The sequence below is a fragment of the Chroococcidiopsis sp. TS-821 genome (assembly GCF_002939305.1).
In the GTDB taxonomy this organism is placed as follows: domain Bacteria; phylum Cyanobacteriota; class Cyanobacteriia; order Cyanobacteriales; family Chroococcidiopsidaceae; genus Chroogloeocystis.
The window spans coordinates 44,769-62,995 of the sequence record NZ_MVDI01000013.1 but is presented as its reverse complement, the minus strand read 5'-3'; the positions used below and the strand labels follow the sequence as shown (position 1 = coordinate 62,995).

Annotated in this window: 19 protein-coding genes and 1 tRNA gene; 10 read left to right on the top strand and 10 right to left on the bottom strand. The window is 43.8% G+C overall.

The window, feature by feature from the left end; all coding sequences use genetic code 11:
* The first annotated feature begins 662 nt into the window (after nt 1–662).
* Nucleotides 663–1,016, top strand: coding sequence for a late competence development ComFB family protein (locus B1A85_RS21430; RefSeq protein ID WP_104548756.1), 354 nt, complete (start codon nt 663–665; stop codon nt 1,014–1,016).
* 40 nt (nt 1,017–1,056) lie between these two features.
* Here B1A85_RS21430 and B1A85_RS21425 read toward each other — a convergent pair whose 3' ends face one another.
* The 3 genes from B1A85_RS21425 to B1A85_RS21415 all read right to left on the bottom strand — a co-directional run bounded on the left by B1A85_RS21425 (nt 1,057) and on the right by B1A85_RS21415 (nt 5,660).
* Nucleotides 1,057–1,386, bottom strand: a complete 330-nt coding sequence (locus B1A85_RS21425; RefSeq protein WP_104548755.1) for a DUF3140 domain-containing protein — start codon at nt 1,384–1,386, stop codon at nt 1,057–1,059.
* Nucleotides 1,387–1,391: 5 nt separating this feature from the next.
* Nucleotides 1,392–1,607, bottom strand: a complete 216-nt coding sequence (locus B1A85_RS21420; protein WP_104548754.1) for a DUF2945 domain-containing protein — start codon at nt 1,605–1,607, stop codon at nt 1,392–1,394.
* Nucleotides 1,608–2,042: 435 nt separating this feature from the next.
* Nucleotides 2,043–5,660, bottom strand: coding sequence for a hydantoinase B/oxoprolinase family protein (locus tag B1A85_RS21415; protein WP_104548753.1), 3,618 nt, complete (start codon nt 5,658–5,660; stop codon nt 2,043–2,045).
* A 269-nt stretch (nt 5,661–5,929) separates the two neighbouring features.
* Between B1A85_RS21415 and gmd the strand changes: the two genes are divergently transcribed.
* The 4 genes from gmd (at nt 5,930) to B1A85_RS21400 (ending at nt 8,982) form a co-directional block, all read left to right on the top strand.
* Nucleotides 5,930–7,009 carry a GDP-mannose 4,6-dehydratase gene (gmd, locus tag B1A85_RS21410; protein ID WP_104548752.1) on the top strand — a complete coding sequence of 360 codons (1,080 nt, stop codon included), beginning with the start codon at nt 5,930–5,932 and terminating at the stop codon, nt 7,007–7,009.
* 32 nt (nt 7,010–7,041) lie between these two features.
* Nucleotides 7,042–7,986 (top strand): GDP-L-fucose synthase, encoded by a 945-nt coding sequence (locus B1A85_RS21405; RefSeq protein ID WP_104548800.1) that lies wholly within the window; start codon nt 7,042–7,044, stop codon nt 7,984–7,986.
* A 355-nt stretch (nt 7,987–8,341) separates the two neighbouring features.
* On the top strand, nt 8,342–8,638 hold the full coding sequence (locus B1A85_RS24950) for a transposase (RefSeq protein ID WP_210404650.1): 297 nt from the start codon (nt 8,342–8,344) through the stop codon (nt 8,636–8,638).
* Nucleotides 8,548–8,982 carry a DUF4126 domain-containing protein gene (locus B1A85_RS21400; protein WP_210404649.1) on the top strand — a complete coding sequence of 145 codons (435 nt, stop codon included), beginning with the start codon at nt 8,548–8,550 and terminating at the stop codon, nt 8,980–8,982. The genes B1A85_RS24950 and B1A85_RS21400 overlap by 91 nt, the downstream gene beginning before the upstream one ends.
* 20 nt (nt 8,983–9,002) lie before the next feature.
* Here the strand turns inward: B1A85_RS21400 and B1A85_RS21395 are convergent.
* The 4 genes from B1A85_RS21395 to B1A85_RS21380 all read right to left on the bottom strand — a co-directional run bounded on the left by B1A85_RS21395 (nt 9,003) and on the right by B1A85_RS21380 (nt 10,426).
* Nucleotides 9,003–9,076 (bottom strand) — tRNA-Pro (locus B1A85_RS21395).
* A gap of 99 nt (nt 9,077–9,175) precedes the next feature.
* Nucleotides 9,176–9,541: a DUF1818 family protein gene (locus tag B1A85_RS21390; RefSeq protein ID WP_104548751.1), complete on the bottom strand. Its 366-nt coding sequence runs from the start codon at nt 9,539–9,541 to the stop codon at nt 9,176–9,178.
* 138 nt (nt 9,542–9,679) lie between these two features.
* Nucleotides 9,680–10,183 (bottom strand): hypothetical protein, encoded by a 504-nt coding sequence (locus tag B1A85_RS21385; protein WP_210404648.1) that lies wholly within the window; start codon nt 10,181–10,183, stop codon nt 9,680–9,682.
* 9 nt (nt 10,184–10,192) lie between these two features.
* Nucleotides 10,193–10,426, bottom strand: coding sequence for a DNA-directed RNA polymerase subunit omega (locus tag B1A85_RS21380; protein WP_099702326.1), 234 nt, complete (start codon nt 10,424–10,426; stop codon nt 10,193–10,195).
* 145 nt (nt 10,427–10,571) lie between these two features.
* On the opposite strand from B1A85_RS21380, the gene B1A85_RS21375 reads away from it, so the two are divergent.
* Nucleotides 10,572–10,994 (top strand): fasciclin domain-containing protein, encoded by a 423-nt coding sequence (locus B1A85_RS21375; RefSeq protein ID WP_104548749.1) that lies wholly within the window; start codon nt 10,572–10,574, stop codon nt 10,992–10,994.
* Between the two features lie 304 nt (nt 10,995–11,298).
* Nucleotides 11,299–11,610, top strand: coding sequence for a hypothetical protein (locus tag B1A85_RS21370; protein ID WP_104548748.1), 312 nt, complete (start codon nt 11,299–11,301; stop codon nt 11,608–11,610).
* 72 nt (nt 11,611–11,682) lie between these two features.
* Here B1A85_RS21370 and B1A85_RS21365 read toward each other — a convergent pair whose 3' ends face one another.
* On the bottom strand, nt 11,683–13,146 hold the full coding sequence (locus B1A85_RS21365; protein ID WP_104548747.1) for a glycoside hydrolase family 13 protein: 1,464 nt from the start codon (nt 13,144–13,146) through the stop codon (nt 11,683–11,685).
* 286 nt (nt 13,147–13,432) lie between these two features.
* Here B1A85_RS21365 and B1A85_RS21360 point away from each other — a divergent pair, with 286 nt between their 5' ends.
* The 3 genes from B1A85_RS21360 to B1A85_RS25845 all read left to right on the top strand — a co-directional run bounded on the left by B1A85_RS21360 (nt 13,433) and on the right by B1A85_RS25845 (nt 16,693).
* The gene (locus B1A85_RS21360) at nt 13,433–14,722 is read left to right on the top strand and encodes a glucose-1-phosphate adenylyltransferase (RefSeq protein WP_104548746.1); all 1,290 of its coding nucleotides are present in this window, start codon (nt 13,433–13,435) and stop codon (nt 14,720–14,722) included.
* Between the two features lie 14 nt (nt 14,723–14,736).
* Nucleotides 14,737–15,267 carry an AAA family ATPase gene (locus B1A85_RS21355; protein WP_104548745.1) on the top strand — a complete coding sequence of 177 codons (531 nt, stop codon included), beginning with the start codon at nt 14,737–14,739 and terminating at the stop codon, nt 15,265–15,267.
* Between the two features lie 403 nt (nt 15,268–15,670).
* Complete coding sequence (locus B1A85_RS25845) at nt 15,671–16,693, top strand: DnaJ C-terminal domain-containing protein (RefSeq protein WP_104548744.1); 1,023 nt, start codon at nt 15,671–15,673, stop codon at nt 16,691–16,693.
* Nucleotides 16,694–16,824: 131 nt separating this feature from the next.
* Here B1A85_RS25845 and B1A85_RS21345 read toward each other — a convergent pair whose 3' ends face one another.
* Both B1A85_RS21345 and B1A85_RS21340 read right to left on the bottom strand, forming a co-directional pair.
* Nucleotides 16,825–17,361: a peroxiredoxin gene (locus tag B1A85_RS21345; protein WP_104548743.1), complete on the bottom strand. Its 537-nt coding sequence runs from the start codon at nt 17,359–17,361 to the stop codon at nt 16,825–16,827.
* Nucleotides 17,362–17,539: 178 nt separating this feature from the next.
* Nucleotides 17,540–18,151 (bottom strand): peroxiredoxin, encoded by a 612-nt coding sequence (locus B1A85_RS21340; protein ID WP_104548742.1) that lies wholly within the window; start codon nt 18,149–18,151, stop codon nt 17,540–17,542.
* Nucleotides 18,152–18,227: the final 76 nt, after the last annotated feature.

The window sequence follows — 18,227 nt, the reverse complement described above, 5'->3', positions numbered from 1 at the left end:
TTCACAGTCGTTTTCCACTCAATTTGTCGAGCCAACTCAAAGTTACGCGTATATTGTCTTCATCGTAATCTACTGATAGCAAGAGCATAATGTATCTAGCCAACGAGCATTCATAACTTATATACTCAATTGCTTATCAGTTATTTTTCGTTCTATTAAAGGTATTTTTGAATACCAATCAATTAGCCAAAATAAATTCAATTGATTTTGATTTATTGATTTGTAAAATTTAGCTAATTTCCCCTTGTCTATTGTATTACTCATCCAGCCTTGAGTTAAGTTACTTACCCTACCTAACTTTTTGTTCAATGTATTTTTCGATATGTTTTCAGCAGTTATGCTTGAGCCTGTTGCTTAAAATATTTTGTTTTGTATAGATTTGTGCTGCGCTAACATCGCTGAAAACTAATATAGTTTATATATAAAGGTAGTAGTGCGTTAGGTTTTATCCAGATATTGCTGTCTTTTTTTACAAAGCCAATTTTTCAATTTCTCCAAAATAAAATTCTGTTGGCAAGTTATGATGGGGCTCGTCGATGACTTTAGACAAACGCGCTAATATTCTAAGCCTCCTTGCTAACCTCCAGAGGAGTGTCAGTTACGACAGTTAAGAGTCTGTAATCTGCATATAGCATCAATTGAATTGGAGGTGAAAATTAAAGATGCTGAAAACAGTAGTCAATTTAACACAACAAGCAGTCATTACTGAAATTGAAAACGTTTTAGATACGTATCCGTGTCATCCTTACCAAAAAGCCTTTGCAATTCCAGATTTAAGACAAGAATTAATTGCTTACGTTCTTAATCGAATTCCGTGTGTTTATAGCGCGCTCGACAAAGAACAAAAATCAATCATACTCAATTATCAGTTACCAAGTTCCCTGCAACAAATACAATTAGAAAACCTGATTCATCAGGGTATTTACTCGATCTTGCAGGAGAAAGCTGATTGGGTAAATCGCCACCTTCCAGAAGCGACGCAATGTGGTCTCGAACCATCGCATTGGTTTGGTTGATAGAAAATGACTGGGCGGCTTCCTAAAAGATTATCGATTTTCACTTTAAAGGATCGTGTCCCCAGTTTTTTAAAGAGTATCGCCATCGCGAGTTTTCTAGATCGCTGGATGGCTTTTGTGCTGTATGGCGGTGGACGTAACTAATGACCTTCTTCATGTGCGCTAAGTCGTCATCAGTATAGTCGCTTTTTTTCTTTTGTAAAAGTTCAACAATGCGTTTCCCAGATTTATGACCAATTGATTCATCATCGCCGTCTTTTTGTCCAACCGATTGCGACTCTTCGGTATCTAACCAAGCACTAAGTTCCTTGGGGGACATATTCACAACATTATAAAATTCATCAATAACTGATGTATCATCCTTATTCATAAAAACTATTCCTCAATCTTTTCTAAAGCGTCAGGTTTATGCGCAGCTTCTTTACCTGATTTGTCACTTTTTACAAGGTATTGAGGACTCTCTTCTGACGCAGCAACATGATGTCCTTTAATATCAGTTGGCGAAGTGAGTTTTTGTTTAACTTCACCTGTTGTAGTACCTTGTGAAGTTTTCCACTTTACTTTGTCACCTGTTTTAAATTCTTCAGCCAAGGTAATGCTCCTCTGTGTAATTTTCTTCTTGTTTTAAATTATGTTAAAAGAACATGCCAGCTAGCAATCGGTCTAATGATAGAGAATCGCTGTAACAATATAGAGGAACAAACAAGATAAGTAAGTGGGTAGAAAATAAACTTAACTGAAAGCTTGATTGTTGATAACTGGGGAAGCCGAAGCCTCTGGTTGACCAGGAAAAATGGTGGAATTGCTAAGATTATCGATCGCGCTCCCATTAATGCCTTGTTCAAACTCAATAAGTATGATATTTAATTCTGACCTCTGCTATAGTGATAGGTTACCTCTTCACTCATATAAAAATCTTGATTTCTGCACGATGCGTTCTCAAATGCAGCTAATCAATTTAATTTAAATAGGTTCTTCTTTGCATCCAAAACGGTCAAATTGTATCAAGATTAAAGTCGAACGCTATTATTTACCAAATCCACCACCGCCAGGAGTTTCAATCACAAACACATCTTTTGGGTGCATTTCTACCGTTGCAGTACCTCCCAATTGTTCGATTGTTCCATTGCTGCGTTCCACCGTATTTTTTCCAACGGCGCCATTTTCTCCACCGTATAAACCAAATGGCGGAACAACACGACGCCCTGAAAGAATTGCAGCTGTCATTGGTTCGCGAAATTGGATGCGACGGATAACACCGTTACCGCCTTGATGAAGTCCTTTACCGCCACTATGGGGGCGAATGCTGAAACTTTCTAATAAGACAGGAAAACGCCATTCTAAAACTTCCGGATCGGTAAGGCGAGAATTTGTCATGTGAGTGTGGACAGCGTCAGTACCATCAAAATCTTTACCCGCGCCCGAACCACCGCAGATTGTTTCGTAATATTGATAGCGATCGCTTCCAAAGGTAAAATTATTCATCGTTCCTTGCGAGGCTGCCATTACGCCCAGAGCACCATACAATGCATCCGTAATCGCTTGAGAAGTTTCAACATTTCCTGCAACAACAGCAGCAGGATAACGTGGATTGAGTAAACAACCTTCAGGAATAATAATTTCTAGAGGTTTTAAACATCCTGCATTCAGCGGAATATCATCATTTACCAAAGTCCGAAAAACGTATAAAACTGCTGCTTTACATATTGCAGATGGAGCATTAAAGTTACTTTCGAGTTGCGGTGAAGTTCCTGTAAAATCAATGCGAGCGCTGCGAGTAGATCTATCAATAGAAATAGCTACTTTAATGGCACTACCGTTATCTAAATAACAAGTAAATTCGCCATCTTGTAAAACGTTAATAACACGTCTTACTGATTCCTCAGCGTTATCTTGGACAAACTTCATATAAGCTTGTACAGTCTCCAATTGATAGTGTTCTACCATTTTTTGGAGTTCCTGAACGCCGCGTTCATTTGCTGCAATTTGCGCTTTTAGATCGGCAATATTTTGGTTAGGGTTCCGTACTGGATAACGCCCGCCTTCTAAAAGTGACAACAGCTCTTTTTCTCTAAATCGACCATCAGCAATTAGCTGAAAATTATCGAGCAAAACGCCCTCTTCTTCTACAGTAGTACTATTGGGCGGCATAGAACCAGGAGTTATCCCTCCAATATCAGCATGATGTCCGCGCGAGGCGACGTAGAAAAGAGGTTTGTCGTGATTTGCGGGAAATACCGGAGTAATGACAGTGATATCAGGAAGGTGAGTACCGCCGTTGTAAGGATTATTAGAAGCAAAAACATCTCCAGGTTTGAGCGTAGTTCGGCGATCGCCAATGAGTGCTTGCACGCTTTCACTCATCGAACCCAAGTGAACCGGAATGTGTGGTGCATTAGCAACCAACTGTCCATCACCATCAAAAATTGCGCAAGAAAAGTCCAGCCTTTCCTTAATATTGACCGAAGAACTTGTATTTTGCAGCGTTACTCCCATTTGTTCAGCGATCGCCCGAAATAAATTATTAAAAATTTCCAGCATGACGGGATCGGGGTGAGTTGGGAATTGGTCATTGGTCATTGGGAATTGGTCATTTGAGTTTGTCGAGCGTTTGAGGATTAAATGATTGCGATCGTTCACTTGCGCATTCCAGCCTGGTTCGATCGCATTCGTCCCCGTTGCTTCCACAATAATCGCTGGACCAGAAATCAACTCTTCTGGCTGCAAATCCTCGCGTTGATACACAGGCGTAGCATACCAAGCGTCCCTCGCATACATTTGCACCGTAGCAACAGGCACAGCTTTTTTATTGTCCTTACGTAATACCACCTCCTCCACAGGAACATCTTGCTTAGCCACCACTTCAACCGAGACTGCCTCAACAATCAATCGCTTCTCCGGCGCAATAAACCCATAACGCTGACGATGCAAATCCTCAAACTCGCGTCGCATCACCTCCACATCACCAAAATCCACCACCAAAGCTGCATCCGTCCCCTCATACCGCAAATGCACCTTTGATAAAACCTCAACACCTCTTTCCTTTGCGTCCTTCGTGTCTTTGTGGTTTAATTCCCCTCTCCCCTCAACCTCCAACGCCGCCAACGTCTCTTTTAAATCCAACTCCTCAGATAAAACCTCTTCTACCGCACGTTCGCGAATCACCCGCACGTCCGCCAGTCCCATCCCATAAGCAGACAATACCCCCGCATACGGATGAATAAACACCTGCTTCATTCCCAACGCATCTGCAATCAAACAAGCGTGTTGTCCACCCGCACCGCCAAAGCAGCACAAAGTATAATCAGAGACGTCATACCCGCGCTGCAACGAAATCTTTTTAATCGCGTTTGCCATTTTTTCGACAGCGATCGCCAAAAAACCCGCCGCGACTTGTTCTGGCGTGCGATTATCGCCAATTTCTCTTGTCAATTCGGCAAACTTTTGCCGCACAACTTCCGCATCCAGCGGCAAATCGCCGTTGACACCAAAGACTTTGGGAAAGAACTCTGGTTGTAGTTTTCCCAGCATCACATTGCAGTCGGTAACGGTCAACGGACCACCCTTCGCATACGCCGCAGGTCCTGGATTTGCACCCGCCGACTCTGGTCCAACACGATATCGCGCGCCATCAAACTGCAAAATTGAACCGCCGCCAGCCGCTACCGTATGAATCGCCATCATCGGAGTACGCAAACGCACTCCAGCCACTTCAGTTTCAAAAGTCCGTTCGTACTCGCCGTTGTAATGCGCGACATCAGTAGACGTTCCCCCCATGTCAAAGCTGATAATTTTATGAAAACCAGCCATCAAACTTGTTTGTACCGCCCCAACAATTCCGCCCGCAGGTCCTGATAAAATGCTGTCTTTTCCCTGAAATGTTTGAGCATCTGCCAGCCCACCGTTAGATTGCATAAACATCAAACAAGGGTTGGTTGCCTTACTGCTCGCTGATAGCTGACTTGATACTTGGTCTACATACCTGCGGAGGATTGGAGATAAGTAAGCGTCTACAACTGTCGTATCGCCTCGACTAATGAGTTTCATCAACGGGCTAACTTCGTGCGATACTGATACTTGAGTGTAGCCAATGGTTCTCGCTAAAGTGGCAATCTCCTGCTCGTGCGCCGGAAAGCGATAACCGTGCATCAACACGATCGCACACGCACGGATACCATCTTCATAAGCCGCTTGTAAGTCACAGCGTACGGCATCGAGATCGAGTTTGATAAGTTCTTCACCTTGAGCAGTGTAGCGTTCTGCAACTTCAATCACGCGCTCGTAGAGCATTTCTGGCAGGACAATTTGCCGCGCAAAAATATCTGGGCGGTTTTGATAGCCAATGCGCAAAGCATCGCCAAATCCTTTGGTAATGACTAAAACTGTGCGATCGCCTTTACGTTCGAGCAGTGCATTCGTTGCGACCGTTGTGCCCATCTTCACCACAGCGATTTGCTCGGCGGGAATGGGTGCATCAGGTGCAATGCCTAAAATATCTCGAATACCCTGTACAGGAGCATCAGTGTAGCGATCGGGATTTTCTGATAACAGCTTGTGAACAACTAACTTGCCTGCGGGACTTTTTGCCACAATATCGGTAAATGTACCGCCCCGATCGATCCAAAATTCCCAACGGGCATTCATGCTAACCTCAACACAAATTTGACTTATCTTTAGCTGCTATTCTTTACGTTATCAATAACCACAGAAAGTGATTTGCAATAACAATATCGTGCAAAGTCAGAATTTTTTCTGAATACTTTGCAACAGATGCGAGTTCGCGTACAGTTTAATTTAACAGTCGTTCATTACCACAGCGACACCAAATTTTTTTCTGGTGAATCTGTGATTCTTATGCTAAGTTGTAGCAGTTTTACGGTATCCAATTCAGAAAAGGTTATTAGAAATCGAGTATGACGCAACGCAAGCGAGCGCTAATTACAGGGATTACAGGTCAAGATGGCTCCTATTTGAGTGAGTTTTTACTCGAACAAGGATATGAAGTTCACGGTATTATCCGGCGGACATCAACATTCAACACCGACCGCATCGATCATATCTACGAAGACCCGCACAAAGAGGGAGTCAAGTTATTTTTACACTATGGCGATCTTACTGATGGCACAACGCTGCGACGAATTCTAGAAGAAACTCAGCCAACCGAAATCTATAACCTCGGCGCACAATCACACGTGCGCGTGAGCTTTGACTCACCTGAATATACTGTAGACTCAGTGGCGATGGGTACGCTGCGGCTACTCGAAGCGATTCGCGATTATCAACAGCGTACGGGAATCGAAGTTCGCTTCTACCAAGCCGGTTCGTCAGAAATGTTTGGTTTGGTGCAAGAAGTTCCCCAGAAAGAAACGACACCATTTTACCCGCGCAGTCCTTACGCGTGTGCGAAAGTCTACGCCCACTGGCAAACCCTCAACTACCGCGAATCCTATGGTTTGTTTGCGTGTAATGGCATTTTGTTTAACCACGAATCGCCACGTCGTGGAGAAACTTTTGTTACGCGTAAAATTACACGGGCAGTAGCGCGTATTGTTGCAGGCAGACAAAAAAAGCTCTACATGGGTAATCTCGATGCCAAGCGCGATTGGGGCTATGCGAAAGACTACGTACGCGCGATGTGGATGATGCTACAACAACCCGAACCCGACGATTATGTGATTGCGACAGGGGAAACGCACTCGGTACGCGAATTTCTTGATTTAGCATTTGGCTATGTCAATCTCAACTGGCAAGATTATGTCGAATTTGACGAGCGTTATCTGCGACCCGCAGAAGTTGAATTATTGATTGGCGATCCGACGAAAGCTAAACAAAAACTAGGTTGGCAACCGTCGGTTACGTTTGAGCAGTTGGTCGCACTGATGGTAGAAGCTGATTTAAAAGCATTAGGTCAAGAGTCACCCAATGGTAATGGTGCGCAAGTGCTTCACGATCTCGCTACGATTCGTCAAGAGTTGGGTAGTCTACACTTTTAACTTTTAGGCAAAACGGACAAGGAATGAAACAAATGACAGCCTTAGATTTAAAAGACAAACGCATTCTTGTCACGGGTGGGGCTGGGTTCTTGGGTCGTCAAGTCATTGAGCAATTGCATCTTGCAGGAGCCGAACCGCAAAAAATCACGGTACCGCGATCGCAAGAATGTGACTTACGTACTTTAGAAAATTGCCAACGCGCAGTCGATCAGCAAGATATCGTCATTCACCTCGCGGCGCACGTTGGTGGTATTGGTTTAAATCAAGCCAAACCAGCAGAGCTTTTTTACGATAATCTGATGATGGGCGCCCAGTTGATTCACGCTGCGTATCAAGCTGGCGTAGAAAAATTCGTTTGTGTGGGCACAATCTGTGCTTATCCTAAATTTACACCAGTACCCTTCAAAGAAGACGATCTCTGGAATGGCTACCCAGAAGAAACCAATGCACCCTATGGTATAGCGAAAAAAGCGCTGTTAGTCCAGCTGCAAGCCTACAGGCAACAATACAACTTCAATGGTATTTACTTGCTGCCAGTAAACTTGTACGGTCCAGAAGATAACTTCGATCCGAAAAGCTCTCATGTGATTCCGGCGTTGATTCGTAAGGTTTACGAAGCGCAACAAAATGGTGAGAAAGAAATTCGCGTGTGGGGTGACGGTAGTCCTACGCGTGAGTTTCTCTATTCCCAAGATGCAGCACGGGGCATCGTTATGGGAACTGTCGCTTACAATGAGCCTGAACCTGTCAACTTAGGTACAGGAGATGAAATCTCCATCCGTGACTTGATTACCTTAATTTGCGAACTGATGGAGTTTGACGGCGAAATTGTTTACGAAACCGATAAACCCAACGGTCAACCACGTCGTTGTTTAGATACAGAACGAGCCAAGCAAAAATTCGGTTTCACGGCTCAAGTTGATTTTAAACAAGGACTCAAAAACACGATTGACTGGTATCGGCAACACGCTAACTAAAGTAAGGGGTCAGAGGTCAGGGATAACACCTTTAAGATTAAACAATAGACCTGCTGCAAGAAGACTAGAAAAGCGTGGCAGTTGGAAACAGGGGGTTGCAAAGAGGAGTAAAAGTATGGTGAGAGTCAACAAATCGAGGCACTGCCATGTCTGACACTGATTGACAAAACCTTTCAACCACAGAGTTCCAGCGATTATGTGGAATCAGTCGCGCTTTGTTGGACGAGATGGTTGCGGTCTTGCGTCCTGACGTAGAGCGCCAAGGTCGTCGTGGCGGACAAAACAAATTGAGCGTTGAAGACCAATTGCTTGTGACGTGAAAGTAGGGGCGTGCATCACGAGCGCCAGTTTCAGAGTGCCACCAGTTGGGGACGGCACGCAACGACGGTTAGTCGAATTTGAAACTGGCAAGATTATCGCTACGGCAGTTGAGAAAGGGAAAACGCACGACTTCAAGCTACTCCAGCGCTGTCTTCTGCCATTTGTACCGTCGCAATTGTGTCTAGCTGACCGAGGCTATCAGCGATTTGGCAAGCTCCCTTATCGTCAGGATTTGAGTGGATGGGAACGTATCCCGCGCTTTATGCGTTTGGTGTTGCTACAGCGATTGAAATTGCGGCTTATTACATTCCCTGGGTTGACAACTTATTAGATACGGTTGCTACCCCGACTGCGATCGCTTTTGGGACTTGGATTGCTGCGGCGTTATTTCCCAACACCGATCCTCTGCTTAAATGGACAATGGCGGTACTTGCTGGCGGTGGTTCAGCAGGAATTATTCAAGCTTTAACCGGATTTACACGCTTGTCTTCAACAGCACTAACTGTAGGATTTGGTAATAGTATTCTCACGACAATTGAGTCAATTGGTGCATTTATGTTATCCGGACTCGCAATTTTTGTTCCGTTACTTGCTATCGGCTTAGTTTTGGGATTACTCCTATTCAGCCTAAATAGGGGATTCCAGATACTTGCAATTAAACGAGAGTCACAGTAAACAACTAACTTTATTACATATCGGAGCGGCGGGATTCGAACCCACGACCTCCACTACCCCAAAGTGGCGCGCTACCAAGCTGCGCTACGCCCCGTCAAGAATATTTATGCTAACACAGTTACATGAGAATTAAAAGATTTAGATAATCGGTAATGAGAAAGATATTTACCAATGACCAGTTACCAACCTCGACTTAGAAAACCTGAATCATCTGCACTGCTTGAACTAAATGAGGAACAGCTTGCGGTGTCCAACTGCCTTCTACGCCCCTTTCTGTATGCAGAATAAAACGTAAACTGTAGCAATGGGGATATCCTGTCACTGCCATCCACATTAATTCACTTTCGGCTTCACAACTAATTTTCTCCTCTTCCATTAATTCCTGCGCCATTTGAGCGATCGCTTCTGTTAACTGTAGAGCTAATCGACAAAAATCATGAAATTCCGCACTTGTCAGTTCGATCGCCCAGTCATCTGTACCAATTAAAGCTTGATACTTTGCCGCATGAGGATTCCAACCAACGCGCCAACCTTTACCACTTTTAACAACACGATTCATATGACAGCAAAGGTCAGCGGTCAGGGGTCAGAGGTAAAATTTTAACTTGCTTAATGGTTCTGAACCTAGATAATGTCATAACCATATTGACCGTTACTATAACTTGATTATTGATTTTGTTGTGTCTCTGGTGGCGTGTTAGGAGTTGTCTTTTGAAACACCACTAAAAACGTTTACCAACGCTTGCACTAATGCGTTTCGCTGATTGCGGCTGAGGCGTTCAATCGCAGCGCGATCGCCTTCTAGGGGATTTTGTCGCAGTGTATCGTGTCCTGGATAGCTTTCTTCGCGAATCCATTCGTTTGCACCAAGATAATCTGCTAAAGTCAATTTCCAGTCGAGTCGATAATTCGGCGGACGTCCTTTAACGTAGGTATGGTAGCTAATCAAGCGTCGTACTAAAGTGTTTTCTGGGTCGACTTTTCCCGTTTGTCGGTTAACGTACTGGTTTTCGAGCGGTAAATCTGGTAGCTGTTGATAAACTTGTTGCCAAGCATCGCTAATTCTTACGCTTTGGGCGATCGCTGGCGGTTGTTGCAAAAAGCCCAATTGCAGGAAGTTATGTTTTCCTGAACCTAAAATAACTAAACACGCGACTCCAATTGCAGTGATGAATAAGCTCAGCGATCGCTTGCGTCTCACAATCGATTGTTACTCCCCGATAATTTCCGGTTGCGTTAATTCATCAGACATTTCAATGATTGCCCGAATCACTGGCTTCATCATCGGATCGTCTATATTGTCAAAATCTTCATAACGACGACGCTTCGCGCGGTTAGCCACTTGAACCGTGATCCGGTACCGGTTAGAAGCTGCACCGATTAATTCTTCTGCCCGATGCATAATTTGAGTTTGGGTTGTTTCGAACTTAGAACGCTTGAGCATAGTCTTTTGTACTGGGGATCTCTCTTAGTTTATCAATACGTTTCAATTTGCTATTAGCTACAACCTCTCTGTTGATAGATGCTAAGCCGCTATTTTCATTTTATTAATGATTTTTAATACTACTTGAACGGCTCTTTGAAACCTCATGGCTGATCTTATCGAAACTGCAGTTAACGCTGGAACTTTCAACACCTTAGTAGAAGCAATCAAAGCCACTGACTTAATTGATATCCTGAAAAGTCCTGGTCCGTACACGGTCTTTGCACCAACAGACGAAGCATTTAATAAGCTGCCAGAAGGCGTGACCCTTGATGCGTTGCTGCAAGACAATCACAAGCTCAAGCGGATACTAACGTATCATGTCGCCTTTGGAGATGTTAGAGCTGAAGATTTAATGCAAATTGAGGAAGCCGAAACCGTCGAAGGCTCAGTTGTCGCGGTTGAATCTTCATCTGGCAACCTTAAAGTTAATAATGCTAATATTTTGCAGTCGGATATTTTGGCAGATAACGGCGTAATTCATGTGATTGACGCAGTACTCGTACCAGGTTTAGTCGCTGCTGAGTAGCACAAATTCGTTTTATGGAGATTGTGTTCCGGCAAACATCCGAAAGTGGCAAATGTTAGATACGATTACACTTAGAAAGTGCGATCGCCTCTGTATTGTGTAAATTTTCTCTAGCATAACGTCACTCTCACAAATTAGTTTCTGCTTGTTGCAACTTTTTCTTATTAATCTGCGAGCAAGAGCATTGCTTCTGGACAATTAGAACTCATTATCTTTACTTAAACTTAATTTAATTTAATCTCTCTTTACAAAAGTGAATATATCTTTACAATAAATTAAGGAAACACTCTCCTAGGAGAACATCATGGCACAAGCAGACTTAGATACCACCATTGCCGCTTTGCAAGGTGGTTTAACATCTATTCCTGCGGAAGCAGCTTTAGCTAATATTGAAAGCTGGCAAGAGCAACTAAAAGACGCAGCCCCTGAAATTGCTAGCGCTTTGGGCGAACTGAAAAGCCAATTGGCAAGTGGCAATGCTTCTGGTATTGCGCAAGCGTTAAAGCAAGTTGGCAGCAAAACAACTGAAGCTGCTGCAAGTGTTGGTGGCGAAGCTGGTACAAAAGCACAGCAACTCGGTCAAATGCTCACCCAAGCCGGAAACTCCATCTCCTAAGCTCAAGAATCATCTCTATACCTGTACGTGTAAGGGTTTGGCATTACCAAACCCTTTTTTTTGGCTCCGACTCTACCCTACACCAACAATACACCCAGAACGCGCAGATAAACTTAACTCGATTTGAATCGATTCACCTGCGTTGTGCCATTGCACGATACCCTCTCCATACAACACTTTATTCGGTTGCGACTTTAAATCATTTGCGAATACAGTGACATTTGCTGATGCATTACCTGTATTAACAGCAACAATAATTTCTTCCTTGTCTAAGATTCGCGCAAAAACATAAATATCAGCATCTGCATAGAGAACTCGATACGTCCCAGTGCGTAATGCAGGATAAGCGTGTCGCAACGCAATCAGTTGGCGATGGCATTCTAAGATATCGCGTTCCCAGTGTGCTTCTAGCGGAAAACCACGACGCGAATCAGGGTCTAGACCACCAGCTAAGCCAACTTCATCACCATAATAAATACTAGGCGCACCAGGAAACGTTAAAAGCAGTAGCGTTGCTAATTTGATGCTGGAAAGATCGCCATCAGCAATTGTCATTAATCGCGCCGTATCGTGACTTGCCAGTAAGTTTAACTGCGTCAGTTGAATTTCCCACGGGTAAAGTTGCAGCAGTTCTTGCATTTTCTTGGCATATTCAGGCGCAGATAGGGGCGGATACGCCTCGTAAGAAGGACCTTGGACTTGTTCAGGAACGACGCGATCGCCGGCGGCAAAAGCAATCGTAGGACCTGCGAACAAGTAATTCATTACGCCATCAAACTGCGTACCATCAAGCCACTGCCGCGAATCGCCCCAAACTTCACCGACAATGTAAGCGTCGGGGTTAATTGCTTTGACGCGATCGCGAAACTCTTGCCAAAAACCAGGCGTTTTCACTTCAAACGGTACATCTAAGCGCCAGCCGTCGATACCAAACTTAATCCAATATTCTGCAATTTCCATGATGTACTCGCGCACTTCTGGGTTATCATGATTAAACTCTGGTAGCGCCCGAATCCCAGCCCAACAACCGTAGTTTGCCGGAAAATTATCGTCATAAGGATGTAAAGGCCAATCGTAGATTTTAAACCAATCTACCCAAGGCGAATATTGACCGTTTTCTAAGACATCGTGGAAAAAGAAAAAGCCGCGACTTGAGTGGTTAAACACTCCATCTAAAACGACTTTCATATTGCGATCGTGACAAGCATCAAGTAATTCGCGAAACGCGCTATTTCCTCCCAACAATGGATCGACTTGATAATAATCGTGCGTGTGATAGCGGTGATTGCTTGCCGACTGAAAGATGGGGGTAAAATAGATAGCGGTAATCCCCAAATTCTGCAAGTAGTCTAGCTGTTCGGTGACACCCCATAAATCGCCACCCTTGTAACCTTGGAGTGTCGGCATCTCATGCCAATCTTGCCACGAGGCATTTTTCAATAATCGCTTGCGCGGTAGTTTACTTTGAGCAAAACGGTCAGGAAAAATTTGATAAAAAACAGCGTGCTTGACCCAATCTGGGGTTTGAATCAGCATAAATACTCCCTAGTCCTTCATTGACAAGGTACAGATATTAATAGTTTGGCGGTTCTAACTAGAGATGGAAATAAACAGCAATTTTTTGGTAATCGGTCATTGATTATTCATAGAGCTCTTCGCTCTTCGGTTAGTGTCTGTGGAGCTAAATGCCAATTGCCAAATACTAAAAGCTTTTTAATTACCTGTTATCAGTTACCCATTTTCTGATTTTCCCCCTTACCAGTTGTCCCGCACAGTCCTACACTGTACTTGGGAATCGAATGGCAGTTGGGAGGATTTTTTTGTGAAAAGAGTACTAGCGATTATTCTAGGGGGCGGTGCAGGTACGCGGCTTTATCCACTGACGAAGCTACGTGCCAAGCCAGCAGTACCATTAGCAGGGAAGTATCGCTTAATTGATATTCCTGTAAGTAACTGTATTAATTCAGAAATATTTAAAATCTACGTTCTGACACAATTCAATTCAGCTTCACTCAATCGTCATATTGCTCGTGCGTACAGCTTTTCGGGTTTTACCGATGGTTTTGTCGAAGTACTAGCAGCCCAACAAACGCCAGAAAACCCCAACTGGTTCCAAGGAACCGCCGACGCGGTTCGCCAATACATATGGCTACTGGAAGAGTGGGATGTTGATGAATACCTAATTTTATCCGGCGATCATCTTTACCGCATGGATTATCGCCTATTTGTCCAAAGACACCGCGACACTAATGCCGATATTACGCTTTCGGTCGTACCAATGGACGAGCGCCGCGCATCGGATTTTGGACTTATGAAAATTGATGATTCTGGGCGCGTCGTTGACTTTAGCGAAAAACCAAAAGGTGAGGCGTTGCGTCAGATGCAAGTTGATACCAGTATTTTAGGGTTGACACAAGAGCAAGCGCGACAAAAACCGTACATTGCGTCGATGGGAATCTATGTCTTTAAAAAAGATGTCCTTATTAAGCTTTTGAAAAAGTCTCAAGAACAAACAGATTTTGGTAAAGAAATTATCCCTGCTTCCGCGAAAGACCATAACGTTCAAGCTTACTTGTTTGATGGTTATTGGGAAGATATTGGAACAATTGAAGCATTTTATGAGGCCAATTTGGCGTTGACGCGGCAGCCACAGCCAGCGTTTAGCTTCTATGATGAAAATGCACCAATCTACTCGCGGGCGCGTTACTTACCTCCTAGTAAGCTGTTAGACTGCCAAGTTACCGAATCGATTGTCGGTGATGGCTGCATTTTAAAAAATTGTCGCATTCACCATTCAATTTTGGGTGTACGCGCCAGAATTGAAGCAGGTTGCACAATCGAAGACTCGCTGATCATGGGTGCAGACTTTTATCAGCCGTTTGCCGAACGACAATCAGACTGCAAGGATGGCAATATTCCATTAGGAATTGGTGCAAACACAACGATCCGGCGGGCAATCATCGATAAAAATGCGCGGATTGGTTGCGATGTTCGCATCATTAACAAAGATCGTATCGAAGAGGCAGAACGTGAAGACCAAGGGTTTTACATTCGTAGTGGCATTACGGTTGTTCTCAAAAACGCTGTCATTCCTGATGGTACAGTGATTTAGGGGTGAGGGGTAAGATGGAACATCAACATTCTAGCTCGGTGACAACTTGCCCCTTGATTTTACTTATTGGATTACCAGGTAGTGGTAAATCAACTCGCGCGCGACAGCTGCTGATGGAAGATCCCCGTCGGCGGCTGATTTCTACCGATATGCTGCGTCAACAGTTGTTTGGCAGTGAAAGTATTCAAGGACCTTGGTTATTAATTTGGCGTCAAATACAGATTCAATTTCAGCAAGCAATTTTACAAATTTCTCAAGGAATTGCGACTGAAGCAATTTATGATGCTACAAATGCCCAACGCCGCCATCGCCGTGAAGTCATTGCCCTTGCTCGCAGTACTGGCTTTAATGACATTACGGGATTATGGATTGATACTCCCGTTTGGTTGTGCTTGGCACGTAATAAAAGACGAGAACGCATCGTACCCGAAGAAGTCGTGCTGCGAATGCATCGTCAACTACGCGATGCACCACCAACACTAGCAGAAGGCTTCGACCGCTTGATTCGCCGAACAAGAGGTCAGGGAATTAGAGTAATAACCTAGCGACTTTTCTGATTTAAAGTACGGATATCACGCAGCCACTTTGACAAACAACCGAACGTAACTGCGTTGGCACTTGTCACACTCTGAAGCTAAGCTGAGGGTACGGAGGTTATGTCGTTTTGCTTGAGAGTTGATACGCAGGGGTGCAGAGGAAAATTATTTTTCAATTGGCTCGAAATCGTTTTAACGTGCTGATGCATTTCTAAAATACAACATCTCAAAATTGCTCTAATTTAAGAAGGGTATTCTCTTTTGTGGTATGGGGCTGCGATCGCTGTTGCCGCGAATGGTACGCGTCTTGTTTAACTCTAGTAGAAGAGCGTTCAACGCACAAAGGCGGTCAGTTGTTCAGAAAAAACCTACATAAAATAATAAAGTAAATTTATCTTGAGGAGGCTAGTGGATGGCTGCGACCGACTTCAAAGATTATTACAGTATTTTGGGAGTTAGTAAGACTGCCACGAATGACGAAATTAAACAAGCGTTTCGCCGACTAGCGCGAAAATATCACCCAGATGTTAACCCTGGGAACAAACAAGCTGAAGCAAAATTTAAAGAAGTCAACGAAGCTTACGAAGTTCTCTCGGATGCCGAAAAGCGCAGAAAGTACGACTCGTTTGGGCAATACTGGAAACAAGCTGGACAGGGATGGCCATCGGGCGGTGGTACCGGTGTCGGCTTTGAAGAATTTGACTTTGGTAAATACAGCTCGTTTGATGAGTTTCTCAATGACCTTTTAGGCGGATTTGGTCGAGCTGGGGCGAGTCGTAGTGGTACTACTGGTAGCCAAACTTATACTTATCGCACGACTCCGCGCTCAAGCGGTTTTAGCGGCTTTGATGGCTTTGGCGATTTCTCGAATTTTGATACTGCTGCAACTTCTAGTGCGTCTTTGGATACTGAAGCCTCCATCAAGCTGAGTTTTGCAGAAGCGTTCAATGGCGTGCAGAAGCGAATTAGTTTAGGTAACGAAGCGATCGAAGTCCGAATTCCACCAGGCGCAAAACCTGGTAGTAAAATTCGCGTACGTGGCAAAGGCAAAACTAGCCCTTACCATCAGCATCGTGGCGATCTCTATTTGAAAGTCGAATTGTTACCGCATTCTTTCTTCCAATTTGAGGGAGATAATTTAGTGTGTGAAGTGCCAATTACTCCTGATGAGGCGGTACTTGGTGCGGTAATTGAAGTTCCTACACCTGATGGCACCGTAAAAATGAATATACCTGCGGGAATTCGTTCGGGTCAAACGCTACGATTGCGCGGTAAAGGTTGGACATTACCAAAAGGTGGACGCGGCGATCAACTGGTGAAAATTGCGATCGCATCCCCAAAAGAACTCACCCCAATTGAACGCGAGTACTACGAAAAAATTCGCGACAACCGGACTTACAATCCTCGCAGTCACTTGCAGCAGGTGAAACTGTAATAGCTCGGTTGCAACCGCAGCTATTCAAACAAAACCTGTCTACAGGTTTCTACAAATCGTCTCTTGTTAGTAGTCCACGCAGGTGGACTTAGTTTTTCAGCCGCGAATTTATTCGCCAGGCGATTTTTATTCTATTTCTCAAACTGCGCTAATAAAGTTTCGATACTGGCATTGTGTGAGAAGAAAGAAAACAGATGTCTGTATTGCAGTTTACCTTGGGCGTCTAGAACGAACTGTGCGGGTAAAGGCGCGCCTAATGCTTGTCCTACTTTATAGTTACGGAATGTACTACAACTCGGATCGCTGAGTAAGGGAAGTTTTAGCCCCAAATCTTTGATAACGATTTGACTTTGACGTTCATCGGTACTGGTAATCATCAAAACTTCAATACCGCGACTTGTAAAGCGATCGTAGTTTTCGTTCAAATCGATGATATGAGGGTAGCAGAAGGGACAATATTGCTTTTCTGTAAAAATCCGCGTAAAAGCTAATAAAACTGGCTTGCCTAGATAATCTGATAACTTGACTAGCCGACCATTCGTAATATCGGGTAGCGTAAAATTTGGTGTAGTTTTGCCTAAACTTAACGCATCTTCGGCAGGAATCGGCAACAAATTCCGAAAAAAACGTTCGTTTAATAAACCACTAAAATCTGTTGAAGTTAGCATAATCTTTTCTTTATCAACTTTGAGGAAAATGAGAAATACTATGCTAAATTTAGCTATTTTGTCTGAGAAAACTGTCTAATATTAACACTTTTACCTTGATGAAAAACCCAACACATTGCTACTCGTTTCAAGTTGTGTTGGGTTGTAAGCTTCTATCTTGTTAGTGTCTTCTTGAGGTTTACACCGAAGCAAAATAAACTTTAGCTTTAACAGGGTCTGGTGTCATTGTCTTATCACCAGGCTGCCAACCAGCAGGACATACCTCATCTGGGTGATCTTGTACGTACTGAATCGCTTTGAGCGTGCGTAGTGTTTCGTCTACGTTGCGACCAAAGGACAGGTTATTGATTGTCGAGTGCTGGATAATTCCGTCTTTATCGATGATAAACAAACCACGCAGCGCAACACCTGCTTCTGGATCGAGAACGTTGTAAGCAGCACTAATTTCTTTCTTGATGTCCGAAACAAGCGGATAGTTGAGATCGCCTACACCACCAGATTTACGATCTGTTTGAATCCAAGCTAAGTGTGAAAATTCACTATCAACAGAAACGCCTAAAATTTCTGTATTGATTGCCTTAAACTCATCAAAGCGATCGCTAAATGCGGTAATCTCAGTTGGGCAAACAAAGGTAAAGTCGAGAGGATAGAAAAATAGGATTACATACTTGCCCCGATAGTCAGAGAGTTTGATTGTCTTAAACTCCTGATCGACAACAGCGGTAGCTGTAAAATCGGGAGCAGTTTGACCAACTCTGAGGCATCCATCTGCTGCGTAACTTAGAGGCATTAAACTATTTCTCCTTGATGCGTCTACTTTCATCAGGTGACTATGAGCAAGTTTGATACAACTAACTCATGCACGC